This is a genomic window from Terriglobales bacterium (genome assembly GCA_035561515.1).
Classification (GTDB): Bacteria; Acidobacteriota; Terriglobia; order Terriglobales; family Acidobacteriaceae; genus DATMXP01.
Genome location: DATMXP010000025.1, coordinates 1 through 12021, shown reverse-complemented (window position 1 = coordinate 12021; position 12021 = coordinate 1). Strand labels below are relative to the sequence as shown.

Annotated in this window: 13 protein-coding genes; 10 read left to right on the top strand and 3 right to left on the bottom strand. The window is 58.3% G+C overall.

The features are described 5' to 3' along the window. Positions 1 to 292: uroporphyrinogen decarboxylase family protein (locus tag VN577_12500; GenBank protein ID HWR15644.1), on the top strand; the 292-nt coding region annotated here is incomplete at its 5' end. Here VN577_12500 and VN577_12495 read toward each other — a convergent pair. Further along, positions 253 to 831 (bottom strand): hypothetical protein, encoded by a 579-nt coding sequence (locus VN577_12495; GenBank protein ID HWR15643.1) that lies wholly within the window; start codon positions 829 to 831, stop codon positions 253 to 255. The two genes, VN577_12500 and VN577_12495, sit on opposite strands and share 40 nt — an antisense overlap. A gap of 733 nt (positions 832 to 1564) precedes the next feature. On the opposite strand from VN577_12495, the gene VN577_12490 reads away from it, so the two are divergent. Further along, positions 1565 to 3013, top strand: coding sequence for a restriction endonuclease (locus VN577_12490; protein HWR15642.1), 1449 nt, complete (start codon positions 1565 to 1567; stop codon positions 3011 to 3013). Between the two features lie 142 nt (positions 3014 to 3155). Here the strand turns inward: VN577_12490 and VN577_12485 are convergent, their stop codons facing one another. Continuing rightward, positions 3156 to 3356 carry a hypothetical protein gene (locus VN577_12485; protein HWR15641.1) on the bottom strand — a complete coding sequence of 67 codons (201 nt, stop codon included), beginning with the start codon at positions 3354 to 3356 and terminating at the stop codon, positions 3156 to 3158. A gap of 202 nt (positions 3357 to 3558) precedes the next feature. Between VN577_12485 and VN577_12480 the strand changes: the two genes are divergently transcribed. The 8 genes from VN577_12480 to VN577_12445 all read left to right on the top strand — a co-directional run bounded on the left by VN577_12480 (position 3559) and on the right by VN577_12445 (position 9153). Beyond that, positions 3559 to 4476: a hypothetical protein gene (locus VN577_12480; GenBank protein ID HWR15640.1), complete on the top strand. Its 918-nt coding sequence runs from the start codon at positions 3559 to 3561 to the stop codon at positions 4474 to 4476. A gap of 19 nt (positions 4477 to 4495) precedes the next feature. Continuing rightward, the gene (locus tag VN577_12475; GenBank protein HWR15639.1) at positions 4496 to 5056 is read left to right on the top strand and encodes a hypothetical protein; all 561 of its coding nucleotides are present in this window, start codon (positions 4496 to 4498) and stop codon (positions 5054 to 5056) included. A 93-nt stretch (positions 5057 to 5149) separates the two neighbouring features. Next, on the top strand, positions 5150 to 5338 hold the full coding sequence (locus tag VN577_12470; GenBank protein HWR15638.1) for a hypothetical protein: 189 nt from the start codon (positions 5150 to 5152) through the stop codon (positions 5336 to 5338). A 57-nt stretch (positions 5339 to 5395) separates the two neighbouring features. After that, positions 5396 to 5878 (top strand): TIR domain-containing protein, encoded by a 483-nt coding sequence (locus VN577_12465; protein HWR15637.1) that lies wholly within the window; start codon positions 5396 to 5398, stop codon positions 5876 to 5878. Between the two features lie 12 nt (positions 5879 to 5890). Beyond that, positions 5891 to 6463, top strand: a complete 573-nt coding sequence (locus tag VN577_12460) for a hypothetical protein (GenBank protein ID HWR15636.1) — start codon at positions 5891 to 5893, stop codon at positions 6461 to 6463. Between the two features lie 58 nt (positions 6464 to 6521). Further along, on the top strand, positions 6522 to 6704 hold the full coding sequence (locus VN577_12455; GenBank protein HWR15635.1) for a TIR domain-containing protein: 183 nt from the start codon (positions 6522 to 6524) through the stop codon (positions 6702 to 6704). Positions 6705 to 6717: 13 nt separating this feature from the next. Further along, positions 6718 to 7080, top strand: a complete 363-nt coding sequence (locus VN577_12450) for a TIR domain-containing protein (protein ID HWR15634.1) — start codon at positions 6718 to 6720, stop codon at positions 7078 to 7080. A gap of 30 nt (positions 7081 to 7110) precedes the next feature. Next, complete coding sequence (locus tag VN577_12445) at positions 7111 to 9153, top strand: TIR domain-containing protein (GenBank protein HWR15633.1); 2043 nt, start codon at positions 7111 to 7113, stop codon at positions 9151 to 9153. Positions 9154 to 9932: 779 nt separating this feature from the next. Here the strand turns inward: VN577_12445 and VN577_12440 are convergent. After that, positions 9933 to 12021, bottom strand: a 2089-nt coding sequence (locus tag VN577_12440) for a hypothetical protein (GenBank protein HWR15632.1), incomplete at its 5' end; no start/stop codon positions are given.

The following is a 12021-nucleotide window of genomic DNA, read 5'->3' as shown; positions in this document are numbered from 1 at the left end:
CCCCGGGACGGGCTTCGACGTCCTGAACTTCAGCCATAACCTGGAGATCGCGGCAGTACGGGAAGCCACGGCCGGGAAGCTCTGCCTGATGGGCAACGTGAACCCGCTGGAGTTGGGCGTCCGGGGCACCCCGGAGCAGGTGCAGCAGGCGGCGCGGGACGTGTTGGCTAAGGGGGGACGCGAAGGCCTGATCCTCTCCATGGGAGGCGGCGTGAGCCCCGGCACCCCTGCGGAGAACCTGCGTGCGCTGCTTCAGACGGTAGAGGGTCCCGGCCCCTCCGGTTTCTGTTGATCGCCAGGAGGCAGTAAGGCCCGCTCCGGTTCGGGGTTCTCTTCCGGGTGTTCGGAAATGGGATTGGGTTCGTTTGGTATCTCCGCGGTGCGCAGCAGGAGGAGGTTGTGAAATGCCCGCTGATAGGCGCAGTGGAGGCGGGTTTCGTAGCGGTGGAGGAGGCTGAGCTCGGGGGAGGAGGCGAGCTGGGAGAAGGCGCCGGCGATGCGGGCGACCTCGTCGGGGCCGGACTGCTCGCTGAGGCGCTGATCGAGGAGGCTGGCCTCGATGGCCCAGGCGCGGCGCATGCGCCAGAAGGAGGTGGCCATCTCTTCAAGGAAGCCGAGCTCGATGCCGTCGGCGGGGCCGAAGCGGTTGACGAGCTCGGAGTAGAGCGCCTCAAACGCCTGGGTGGACTCGTTTTCGAGAACCACGGTTTTAGCGAGCAGGCCGTGGCGCATGGCGTTGAAGGAAGAGCGGCTTTTGCCGGCCGGCGTTTTGGGACCTTTGGAGCGGGCGCCGTTGGCGCGCGCGGAAATGATGCGTCTGATGGATGCCATCCGAACCTCGTTCACACTATACCGCCGGGGGTGCGGGAGACAGGCCGGATGTACTGTGTTTTCATGTGGCTAAGGTTTGTGACCGAGTATTTTGCAGGGGGCACGGATATGCTTCTGGATACGAGCAGGCGCGCACAATTCAAGAGAATGATGGTTCAGTATGCGGTCTAGAAACGCTGCGCGACTGCTCGCGCGGCAACAGGTCACGAAGAATCGAGGCATGTCCTACGCATTGCCGACTACACACGCAAGTGAATTGCCGGATCCTGGGGCGTTTATCGTTCCCTATGCGCGCAAGACAGATTAATGCGTTTTGAATCAGCAGCTTGGGTGAATATGGCAGATTTCGAAAAGAGTTCCCTTTTGCCTCGAACGCGGGCGGCACACGCCGGAATCGAGGGCGGCCGAGATTCGAAGAAAGGCGGGTGACCACCAGTCAAGTATACATCTGGTTCGCATCGTTGACGTCCAGCTTGGGAATCAGAGCCTGGATTGCAGATACAGAATTTAGCGTCTACGGCGTGGATTTAAAGCGATAGCAAGTCGCCCAGTTTCAGAAGGTTGGCTTCGGGCGGCTCTTAACGGAGCCATTTTGAGCTCCGGGTATCGTTGCCCTGCAAGTTGGGATTTGAGTTAGTCTTGACTTTACGCCCGATTATTTAAGAGCATTCCATCCGGGAATCACACCGCGATCGGAACGAGAAGCTGGGCGGCGGAGCATAAGAGATCAAGTATGGACGTTAAGCAGGCCATCTCGCTTTGCAGGGCAAGTCCGGAACAGCTTCGCGAGTTGGACCCACACCTCTTCGAGGCGGTTGTCGCAGAACTTCTTGCCGGGTTCGGTTGGGAAGTAAGCGTCACCCCGCCAACTCGTGATGGCGGCTACGACATCCTCGGCATAACGACAGATTCCTCGGGGCTTCAGACGTCGTGGGTCGTGGAATGCAAAAGGTATGCGGCCGGCAATAAGGTAGGCGTCGAGATCGCGCGCCAGATCGTCGGGGTAAAGGCGCACATCGGTGTTCCGAACGCCGTCCTGGTCACGACGTCTTCTTTCACGGCAGACGTCCACGAGCTGAGCTGTGCTAGGCGGGATCTTCATCTGGTTGATCTGGCAAGACTCGCGAAATGGCTACAGAAGTATTCCCAACCCTCTCAGTCGTCATACACTGCAAAGCAGTCATTCTCCTCGTGCTTCATCAGCCATTCTTCCAAGGACCAAGCATTTGCGCAGAAGCTGGCTGCCCGCCTCAGAACTGAAGGCGTTCCGGTGTGGTTCGCCCCCGATGACATAATGCCTGGGGAAAAGATTTACGATCAGGTAAAGCACGCGATCTCCTCATTCGACCGGCTTCTCGTAGTGCTCTCGGAACACAGCATGAAGAGCAACTGGGTTCAGACCGAGCTAGCAAATGCGTTAGCTCGCGAACACCGAGAGGGCGGACGCGTCCTTTTCCCTGTATCCGTCGTGCCTATCGACGTTATTAGAGAATGGGAATGCTTCGATGCTGATTCCGGTATCGACATCGCGAAGGATCTCCGTTCGTACCATATTCCGGACTTTTCGAACTGGTCGGATCCGGCAGAGTTCGATCGGGAGGTCACACGGGTGATTAGCGCCCTGCGCGGTGGGCCATCTGGGCCAGCTCCGGATAGAGGAACCAACGCAAAAGCTCCCGAGTTGATATTTCAGAAACGCATTTCTGCGACGGAAACTCTGTGGTCCGCCGTGCTGGATCTCAAGCAAAGCCTCTCATCGGCGGTGTTCTTTTACACCATCCTGCTTCCGTCCGAATATGATTCTGTGTTTGAGGACCACGGCAACATGCATGACGTCGTCTCATCGATAACGGACGACTTGATCAATGATGCGATGACGCGCGCAAACGAAGTCGAGCGCTGCCGACCTTATCTTAGTGAAGTTCTTTGGTCCCATTTTTTTGTTTACAGAGCATTCCTCGGGAGGTTGGCCACCCTGATCGTAATGGGTAAGCGCCACCAGCACATCGAGAACTGGCGCAATGACGGTGGTATCAAACAGATACTTGGCTGCGTTTTTCGGGAACAAGACTTTAAAGCGCTTCTCGGCGGCGACTCGAATCCCCATGCAATCGGTCACATACTTGACCGATTGCAGTCGCTGATGCTGGCCGAAATCAATCGGGTCTCATCAGCTACCTAAATCACTATGGGAGAAAAGCAGGGTCGCTTGGAAGCGGGAATCCGCGATCCCTGGCTTGGACAAGCACTCGTCGGGTTACATTTTTCGCGCCTTCTGGGGAGGTCCACCGCCTACCGACTGCGATATCGTTCTCCTCTACAAGTTACTTAATCCAGTTCAATTGCTCAGAGCTGGTTTTCGCTTGAAAGAAGATCTCGGCCAAATCCTCAATCGGACTGCTGCTACCGCCCCAAGCCCAAATCTCTTTCAACGAGACGACTCCGACCTCTAAGACGACCTCACGCTGAGCGTTCATGTAACGCCGAATACCGTCCTTGAACTCATCCCGGGCGACGCTCGTCAAGAATACGCCGGAATCTTAGGTCGGCGTAGAAATGCGTTCAGAACGACTTGGTCGGGTTTCGGGAAGTGCTCCAAGATCACCCCGAACCCCCTCTTGTCGCCCCTCCATTCTTCGGGTATGCTTACATTCGCCAGTACTATTGATTCGATATGAAGCGTGTGAGACGGAGGGCAGCTCAGCCTTAGCGGTTCACGGAAACCCAATGGAAACGGTCATCCAATTCGCTCCGGGGTGGATGGATGCTTCCACCCTGGAAGAAGTCCTACGAGCCGGTCCTTCCCCACACGAGGCCCCATCGGCAGACGTCGTGTTCCGTTTTCCCGCAAAGTGCAACGTAATGACCGACGCTGCCGTTCGTCTTCTCTCATTGTTCAATCAGCTCGACTGTGCGACCCGACGCGTTATCGTTGAATTCGAAGAGGGAGAGGAGGGGGTTCTCGGGTATCTGAGCCGAATCGCGTTCTTCGAGTGTCTCTCTCCGAACATCGCTGTACTGCCGCATCGGCCGCAGTCTTCTGCGGCAAGATACCGGGGACGGAATCCAGGCTTAGTGGAGATCGAGAGGATCGACCGCACCTCTCGCGACCAGAATCTTGTCAGCCGATTGACGGCGGCGATTACGAGGGCTTGCAGTCAACGCAAAGACGTAAAGATACTCGAAGGCGCGGCATGGACGATCCTCGCTGAACTAATCGACAACGTGTTCTCTCACAGCCGGACTCCGCTGGACGGGTTTGCTGCCCTACAGGTTTACCATCGGGGAAACTGTCTTAAGGTCGCTGTATCAGACAGCGGGCTGGGTTTGCTTGAGACGCTTCGGCCGGCGCTCCGAAGTGAATCGCTTCGGCTTGCAGCTCTGTCGAATACGGAACTCCTCGTTGAGGTGTTCAGGCGAGGTTTGTCTCGCCATGGCCCCTCGCGGGGCTGTGGACTGAAGGGATGCGCCGACAAGGCGATCAAGTTCCGCGCACAACTCGACTTGCGGTTGCCGCATGAGCGCGTCTTCCTCGTTCCGGGCAAGGATGGCTACACGCCCAACACAGCTTTCTGCTTCTCTCGCCTGCCTCTGGTGTGGGGAACGCACGTTTGCTTCACCCTAGGCCTTGACGAGCGGCCTTAAATCTGCTTCAATGAAGATAATGAACGAGATTGCAACACAAAAACTCCGCCTCCGGGACTTCATGCCAGACGCGGACGGGTGGGGTCGAGCTGCGGGGCGCGTTGTGTATGCAAAGTTGATGGAGTTCGTTGAAAGCCACGCCGGGGTGCTGGTCTTCCAGGTATCCGTCGCCGGAATCAACCACATTGACATCTCGTTCGCATCCGAGACGCTTGTCGAGCTCGCACGGCGATACCGGGGCAAGAAGGGTTTTGCATTCATCGACCTCAGTGACGCAGACCAGAGAGAGAACTGGGACGCTGCTGCCCAAAGGGCCAAGCAGCCGATAATGTGTTGGGACCGAACTGGGAAGCCTTCCCTCGTGGGACCACCGCCGAGTCAGGGTACTGTTGACGGATTTCGGTTCGCCCTCGGCCGGAAGGCAACGCGAGCTGCCGAATTCGCAGCTCATGCAAAGGACGTTTCGATTACAAACGCCAGCAGCAAGTTTAAGCAGCTTTGGGAACAAGGGTATCTGTTGAGAGCGGAGGCAACGGCCGACTCTGGGGGCATGGAGTATATTTATGTGCCGATTAAATAGGCTTTTTTTAGCTCACTCGTTCAGCTCATTCACTGAACGAGATTGGGAGATCAACCATAATCGGAAGCAAAGCGGAAAAAGGAGAGCAGTAGCATGGCAAGAATGAGTGGATTGAAGCCGGGGCAAACGGCCCCGAAGTCTGGTCAATATCAGCAGGTCGGGCCCAGAGGCGGAAAGGGAACGGAAGTGACCTCCGTAAAAGGAGAACCACTTCCACCCGCGCCGGCTAAAGGCGTCACCTACACGCTGGTGGATCCAACGAAGCACAAGTCAGGCAATTGATTCAAGAACAGTCGAGGCTGGCGCAAGGGAAACGCGCCGGCGCTCCAAGGAGAACGTGTGGCACGAAGAGTCTTTTTTAGTTTCCATTACGAGGACATTTGGCGGGTGAACGTCGTTCGGAACTCCCACGTCGTTGAGGGGTGCTCCGCCGCCGGCTTTCAGGACGCCTCCATGTGGGAGGAGGCCAAGAAGAAGGGCGACGCTGCGATCAAGAAGCTGATCGAGGCCGGCCTGAGCGGCACCTCGGTAACGGCGGTGCTAATCGGGCCGCACACCTATAGTCGCGAGTATGTGAACTACGAGATCGAAAGGAGCATCGAGCGCGGCAATGGGCTGCTCGGCATCTACATTCACCAGATAAAAGACAAGTACCAGCAAACGACCTACCAGGGATCGGCACCAACGCCGCTCGTAGGCGCGGGGGCGAAGCTCTATCTCTGGGACGGCTCGAAATTCGGCGACTGGGTCGAAGAGGCCTACAAAGAGGCAGAGCGGAAGAAGCAGCTCGCAGCGAAGATGCTCAATCCGTACAAGTGGTAGAGGAGACGAACCATGGCATTTCTACGTCAGAGCGAAGCACTGAGTGCCTATAACAGGCGATATGCTTATGAAGCGAAGACCGCTGACCGGCTGCTTCGCGAAAGCGCTGCGCAGTTCTCCAAGGCGCTGACCTATGACATTTTTCTTTCGCACGCCAATGAGGACGCGAAATTGATTCTCGGCCTCAAGGTGCTACTGGAAGAGAAGCGCTACCGCGTTTATGTCGACTGGGACGACCCCGAACTCGACCACAATGTGGTCGATGCGAGGACTGCCGAGATCCTCCGGGTGCGCATGGGGTCGTGCAGTTCGCTCGCATTTGCAACTACGCAGAATTCGCCCAAGTCGAAGTGGATGCCTTGGGAACTCGGCTACTACGATGGGCTGAAGCGGGGACCGATTGGAATCGTTCCGCTCGTCGCCGACAACAGCACCAGTTTCAAAGGGCAGGAATACCTCTCGCTGTATCCCGTCATCGAGAGCATCCCTTCGAAAGGGGAGTTGGGAATGATGAAAGGGTCATCGCTGTATGTGCCGTTGCCCGAATGGATTCGCGGGACCAACGGAGTACGCGCGCTATATTAGCGGTGACACCGCTCTCGTTGGCGATCAGCGCGGAGAGTAAGCGAACCAGGAGAATGGAGTGGCTTTCAACTACAACAGCTTGATGGAGCAACTGCTCCGAGCCGATATCCAGCGCAAGATCTTTGTCAGTTACCACCACCACGGCGACCAAGGCTATTACGACGCATTTTCTGCGACGTATTGCGCCCAGTCGTACGATATCATCCAGGATAATTCGCTGAGGAACGCTCACGACAGATGATCCCGAATACATTATGCAATCGATTCGGGACAACAATATCAGCGGCACATCCTGCACGATCGTTCTTTGCGGAGCCCACACGCATGGGCGGAAGTACGTCGACTGGGAGCTCAAAGGGACGCTCGACAAGGAGCACGGCCTGATCGGGGTTCAGCTTCCGAGCGTGGCACGCGCGACGGACGGCAAATCTATCGTCCCGACGCGTCTGCACAACAACATCGTGTCAGGCTACGCCCTATGGATCACATGGGACCAGCTGATGGGCGGGGCGAATGCGCTCAAGGGTTACATTGAGGATGCGCTCGACACGGCTCGCCGGCCGAAGCGCCTGATTGTGAACGGCCGCGACATGATGCGTCGAAATACTGCTCCTTAAAATATGTCGATCACTTCGTATAAACCCAGATTGATACTCCGCGTTCTCTGGCACTCCGATTTTGCCCGTGGCCAGGACCTCGCGCGGCATATCTACTCGTGCTTCTGTCGCGATGCCGAACGCCCTGCCGCCCGCGGCCTTGGCATCCCGGTCTACCTTCACTCTGGCAGCACTTCAGACGCCGCGATACAGCCAGTGTCCCAGGCGCTCGACGATGCCGAGAGCACAGTAGTCGTCGGGCTCATCGATAACAGCATTCGTGCCGACGAGACGTGGATCGCTGCTCTTCGCACCTTGGATAAGGAAATTGCAAATTCAGCCCGACGGCGTCTCCTTCTCCCAGTGATGTGCGAGGACAAGGTCCATAGCGTTCTCAAAAAGAACAATTGCATTCGCCTCGAAGAAGCAGACTTTACGGACGTGCCGCAGATCATTGTGTCGGCGATTACCCACGAGCTCGCCCGCCTCCTCTTGGCTAAGTCCGGCGATGTCCCGACCGAGGCTTTCGGCGTACTGGAAAAGAGCTTTGCGCCGGTCAAGCTCTTTTTGAGCCATTCGAAGCATGGAGTAGACGGAAACATTATCGCGATGAAGCTCCGCGACTACGGCGGGCAAATGCTTCCCGTGGCGACTTTCTACGATTCGAACGACATCGCGCCAGGACACGACTTCGAGAAAGAGATCAAGGCCGGCGTCGCGGATAGCGCCATGATCGTCATTCATTCGAACACGTACTCCGACCGGCCGTGGTGCCGTAAAGAAGTGCTTCTCGCGAAGCAGTACGCCTGCCCGATTCTCGTTGTAAATGCCGTTACGCAAGGAGAGGAACGGCTTTTTCCATATCTCGGCAACGCTCCCAGTGTGCGGTGGCGCGGCGACGACGCGAAGAGTTGCCGCGTGGTGATGGACGCTGCAGTTCGGGAAGTTCTGCGGAACGCCTATTTCCTACAGCACGTGAGAACTCTGAAGACGGCAGGGCTGTTGCCGAATACCTGCATCGAAGTCGGCACCGCGCCGGAGATGCTGACATACCGCAATCTGATTCGAGCAAAGAAGTGCGAATGGCAGAAGCCAGCGGTGCTCCTCTATCCCGACCCGCCGCTCGGTGATGAAGAAATCGAGGTCCTCGAAGACCTCAATCCCTCCACTCCTTCGAATCTGAAGTTCGTCACTCCGACGGCTACTGGCGTCGAGCTGACACCGGGCAAGGAGCCGCCTTTCAAAGGCCGCATCATCGGGATTTCGATCTCGAATAGCCCAGAGTTCCCACCGGGCATGAACCTCGCGCACCTGGAAGATGCAATGGTCGAGTGCGCACGCCATCTGCTCTCCCAAGGGGCATCGCTTGCCTACGGCGGAGATCTCCGGCGCGGGGGCTTTACAACTATTCTCTTTGACCTTGTTCGAGCACACAATCGAGCGGGTTCCGAAGAGCGGATTCACAATTTCCTGAGCTGGCCGATTCATTTGCGCCTCGATCAGGCCGTCTGGAAGGACTACCTGGACGAAGCGAAATTCCACAACCTTCGTCCGCCGGCCGATCTGGGGCTCGACGAAACGACATTTGTCGCGCCAGATGACGTCCAAGGTCGCTATCTGTGGGCGCGCTCGCTCACGGTGATGCGCGAGGAGATGACCGGCCGCATCGCAGCTCGCATCCTCCTCGGAGGCCAAATCACCGGCTTTAAGGGCAAGTACCCAGGCATTCTCGAAGAGGCCACGCTCGCCGTTCGTGCCGGCCGGCCGCTCTTCCTCATCGGTGGCTTTGGCGGCTGCACCGCTCTCCTCATCGACGCACTGAAGGGCGGAATTCCGGAAGCGTTCACAGCCAAGTTCCAGAGCGGGTCCGACGCACAGTTCGATGGCCTACAGAAGCGCTACGCCGATGCCGCTGGCGCAGGGCAGGCAGAGACCCTTGATTATAAACGTGAGCTTCGAACTTTGTGCGAGGCTGGATTCGATGGGCTTAAGAACGGCTTCTCGGTGGAAGAGAACGAAGTGCTTTTCAAGAGTACCAACGTCGCCCAGATCGTCTACCTCGTGCTTAAAGGTCTATCGATCACTCTGAGATAACGGGTGCGGCTAATTCAAATCGGCACTTCGTGCGAGGCGCTCTCGGATGTTCCGCGGCGTCGTTTGTCGTGGATCTGTGTCGTGGTGATGTGGCGGTAGCCCCAGAAGCTCCTGCACTTTGGCGATGTCGACTCCGGCATCCAATAAGAGGGTTGCGGTTGTTGCTCGGAGAGAGTGGGGGGTATAGATGCATGCCTCACACATCGCCCCGCCTGGGCCTTGAACTTCTCGCATCGAACCGGGAAGGCGTTGCAAGTACCCCACCGCTAGGCGCCAGAGCGTTACCTCCGTAATCGGACGGTTCGCTAACTCCGATGACCGGGGGTTTCGTACCGGCCTGAACAACGGCCCGCTCGTGAGCCCGGCCTTCGTTATGTATTCCTGAATCCCTCGCTCCGCCAAAGCTGCGCCTCTCGGCATATTCAAAATCGAGAAACGATGAGTGCTCGAAATGTGGTAAACAGATCCCCACACTACCGATCTTTAGCCGTTCCAGACGGTGTCGCGCGTTTACAAGTCCAAGGTGACTGTTTGTCGCTAATGGTGAGAAGTGCCTACGTCGGATAGGGACCGACAAGTCGGCTTGGCTTGACGCATAACGCCCCTTGCTGATATCTGCCCGGCAGAGGACTATTATCGCTCCCTGATGCAGTAGCGTTTGCCAGTCTCTCCGAGTATTCTGCCGAACCAAGCGCAGCACCCGCTTGCTGCCGAAAGTGCTCCGACGGCGCGATTATGACAGAGTGGCCGACCAGACGGCCGGAACACAAGGCTGGCTTTTAGAAGCTGAGGCGCGCTGCCAGTTGCCCCGTGCGCGGCGACCGTGCGCTGGAGACCGCGCCGAAAGCGGCGTCGCCCAGGGTGAAACCGGGGACGTTGAAGACCGCGTGGTTGAGAACATTGTAGAATTCAGCGCGCACTTCGAGTCGGAGGTGCTCAGCGAGCGCGAAGCTCTTCTCAAGGGTCACATCCGTGGTGACTACGGGGGCGCCACGGAGGCCAGACCGCGGCGAATTCCCAAACGTGTACGGCGCGGGATTGACGAAGGCCGTGGTGTCGAACCAGCGGGCGACGGTTCGCCGGCCGGAGGGCAGCGAAGGATCATGCAGCAGGTCCGGCCGCAAAGACCCGGCGGGAAAAGCGTTGGTGGTGTTCGCCGAAGTGGTGACGGTGAAGGCGGGGCCGGATTCGGCGGTTTCCAACACTCCCACTTTCCAGCCGCCGAGCACACGGTTGAGAACGCGATTCCCCTTGAAACCGCGGAGCTCATATAAGGCCTCGACCACCAGCCGATGCGGCACATCGCTACCGCTGCGGCCTTTATCGAGCCCGCGGTTGTAAGCATCCATGTAGCTGCCGGTGGCGCCGAATTCGTTAGCCGCCTCGACGTCGTCGAGGAACTTGGAGAACGTGTAGTGCGCCAGGAACGACAAACTCCCGCTCATGCGTTTTTCCGCCCGGACGAAACCGGCATGGTAGGTGGAGTTACCGATGGACGGATTGATCCAGGTTACGTTGCTGAATTGCGGAAATGGGCGCCGCAACTGCGAGTTGCCGGGACCCATCAGTTCCGGGGGGACCTGGTTCAGGCTGAGATCGTTGGCCGTGAGGTGATGGCTCACGTTGCCGATGAAGCCGATTTCGAGCAGCAGGTCGCGTGCCACCTCGCGCTGAATGCCGAAGTTGTATTGGTACGAGACAGGGGCTACCTGTTCGGGATTGAAGAACGAAACGGCGGTATTGGGCTTCTGGCCGGGCGCCACCGCTCCAAAACCCGGCGTAAGCGGCGGCCGCGTGTACGCGGGGAAGCCATCGCGGAGCAGCAGCGCGGTCTGGGTTTCCGCCTGCGCTACAGAGTAACTGGCGGAAGTCGAAAAGCCCAGCGCCGCCACGTCGCCTATGGTGTTGCTGACGGTAGGCCCGTAGAACACGCCGGCGCCGCCGCGAATTACCGTCTCACGCGTTCCGGGGATGCGCCACGCGAACCCGAGGCGCGGGCCGATGTTGTTCCAATCCGTGAGGAAGGCGCGTACGGGCGTGCCATTCGTCCCGGCGAACGTTACCACGCCAGGAGTTCCGGAGACCGGGTTGATGGCCAGGGGATCGAACGAATTCATCTTGTTCCCCAGGACGTAGCGCGGGAATTCCACTTCGTAGCGGAGACCGGCGTTCATCGTGAGGCGGTCTGTGATGCGCCAGTCGTCCTGCGCATAGAACGCCATGTAAGAGGCGCGCGAGGGGATCTTATCGGAAACCTGGCTGCTGGCTGCGCTCACATAACCCAGGAGGAAGCCGGCCAGCGCGTTCCCCGTAGTTGAAGCAGAGCCCGGCAAGGCAGTGATCAAGGGGCTGATGGTGAAATTTCCGGCGGAGCCGCGGTCGCGAATCTCGTCGTTGGCGCCGGCGCGGTACTCCACGCCGAATTTCCAGGCGTGCTTCCCCCTAGACCAGGAAAGGGACTCTATCAATTGCTGGTCAACGATGGGGGTCTGGAAGCGGTAGACGGCGGTTGGGTTCCCTAGCGCCGCGCCGGTGTTCGGAACCGTGACATTGCCGGCCACGAAGCCCGCCGGAACGCCATAGCCCGGAATGGTGAAGGCCGGAAAGGCGGCGTCAGACACACCGGACAGGCCGATTTTGGCGGCGAGGTTTTCGCCGAACCCGGGCCGCCTGTCCAAAAACTTCCGGCGCAGGTACGTGTCACGGAATTCGTTCATTACGGCGGGGCTGAAGATGTGGGTGTAGGAGCCCAGGATGCTTTGAACCCGCACGTCGGTGATGTCCGCCAGGGGATCGGCGGCAGGAATGCCGTAGGTGCCGCTGTTGTTCGTATTGGCGTCGTTGATGTAGTAGCGCGCGGTGACGAGG

What these genes read in the sequence shown, in the direction of transcription:
- VN577_12495 (HWR15643.1), bottom strand. Translation starts at nt 831, where the DNA reads ATGGCATCCATCAGACGCATCATTTCCGCGCGCGCCAACGGCGCCCGC.
- VN577_12475 (HWR15639.1), top strand. Translation starts at nt 4,496, where the DNA reads ATGAACGAGATTGCAACACAAAAACTCCGCCTCCGGGACTTCATGCCA.
- VN577_12490 (HWR15642.1), top strand. Translation starts at nt 1,565, where the DNA reads ATGGACGTTAAGCAGGCCATCTCGCTTTGCAGGGCAAGTCCGGAACAG.
- VN577_12470 (HWR15638.1), top strand. Translation starts at nt 5,150, where the DNA reads ATGGCAAGAATGAGTGGATTGAAGCCGGGGCAAACGGCCCCGAAGTCT.
- VN577_12460 (HWR15636.1), top strand. Translation starts at nt 5,891, where the DNA reads ATGGCATTTCTACGTCAGAGCGAAGCACTGAGTGCCTATAACAGGCGA.
- VN577_12480 (HWR15640.1), top strand. Translation starts at nt 3,559, where the DNA reads ATGGAAACGGTCATCCAATTCGCTCCGGGGTGGATGGATGCTTCCACC.
- VN577_12450 (HWR15634.1), top strand. Translation starts at nt 6,718, where the DNA reads ATGCAATCGATTCGGGACAACAATATCAGCGGCACATCCTGCACGATC.